Genomic DNA, 1,501 nt, shown 5'->3' on the forward strand with positions numbered 1-1,501 from the left:
CCCGCCCGACCGCCTGTTCATGTTTGGCGGCGTTGGCCTGGCCAGTGCGCTGGCCGCGGTGGAGGCGCACACTGGCCGCCCGACGGTGTGGGCGGCGGCGCAATATCTCAGTTACGCGCGGCCCGGCACAGAGCTTGATCTGGAAGTGATCGTGCCAGTTTCCGGCAAATACAACAGCCAGGCCCGCGTTATCACCCGGGCCGGCGATCAGGAGATCATCACGGTCAACGCCGCGCTGGGCAGCCGGCCCGACAGTCCGCACCACCAATGGGCCGAAATGCCAGACGTGCCGCCGCCGGAAGACTGCCCGGAAATGACGATCCGCTGGCAACGCGATCCGGATGACATGAACAGCCAGTGGGAACGCCGCGTCGCCAGCGGCAGTTTCGGGCGCGATCGCGGCAAGGCGCCGCCGGCAACCGATGGCATCGGCCGGCTGTGGGTGCGGCCCAGCAACCGCGATCTGCCTATCGACCGGCTGGTGCTGGCGGTGATGGCGGATTTCCTGCCCAGCGGCGTTGGCAATGCGCTGGGGGCGAACGCCGGCGGCAACAGCCTTGATAACACCATCCGCTATATGAACTTCGTGCCGACCGAATGGGTGCTGGCTGATATCCGCATCCACGCCGTCCACGCCGGCTTTGCCCATGGCCGCGTGCATCTGTTTGCCCAGGATGGCACCTTGCTGGCCACCGCGAGCCAGAGCCTGATTGTGCGTATTCACAGTTGAGGAAGCGCTGGTGCAGGCCTAGCCTTGCGCCATGACACCGCACCTCATCGCCCTGCTACTCGCCTCTGCCGCAGCGCAGGCCCCGCCAGCCGCCAGCCCAGGCGTGCAGGCGGATAACGCCGCGCTGGCCGCCACCCTGAATTGGGCAGACAATCAGGATTTCGATTTCGCCAGCCGTGGCTTTCTGGGCTCCATCCCCGATGGCAAGATCCGCAATGCCAAGGGCGACGTACTGCGCGATCTGGCCGATGAAGCCCAGTTCAGCGGGCCGGCACCGGCCACGGTGAACCCCAGCCTGTGGCGCAACGCGACGCTGGTGGCAAAACACGGCCTGTTCCAGGTGGCGACAAACATCTGGCAAGTGCGCGGGCTGGATCTGGCCAACATGACCGTGATCCGCGGCGCCACCGGCTGGATCATCGTTGATCCGCTCACCGGCGCCGAAGCTGCCACCGCCGCGATGGCGCTGGTCACCGAGAAACTGGGCCAGCGCCCGGTGGTCGCCGTCATCTACACCCACAGCCATGTCGATCATTTCGGCGGCGTTCTGGGCGTGGTGAGCGCGGCGGATGTGGCCGCCGGCAAGGTGCAGATCATCGCGCCCGAGGGGTTCCTCGAACACGCCGTTTCAGAAAATGTCATCGCCGGCCCGGCCATGCTGCGCCGTGCCACCTACATGTTCGGCCAACCGCTGCCGCGCGGGGCGACTGGCCATGTCTCTTCCGGCCTCGGCCCGATGGGCACGCCCGGCACCTATGGCCTGATCCCGCC

Annotated in this window: 2 protein-coding genes; both read left to right on the top strand. The window is 67.0% G+C overall.

The features are described from left to right. On the top strand, positions 1–730 hold a 730-nt coding region (locus tag RMO81_RS06355; RefSeq protein WP_310474947.1), incomplete at its 5' end, for an acyl-CoA thioesterase domain-containing protein. 31 nt (positions 731–761) lie between these two features. After that, positions 762–1,501 (top strand): MBL fold metallo-hydrolase (locus RMO81_RS06360; protein ID WP_310474948.1); only part of this gene is annotated, 740 nt, incomplete at its 3' end.

It is taken from the genome of Sandarakinorhabdus sp. (assembly GCF_031422795.1).
Lineage (GTDB): Bacteria > Pseudomonadota > Alphaproteobacteria > Sphingomonadales > Sphingomonadaceae > Sandarakinorhabdus.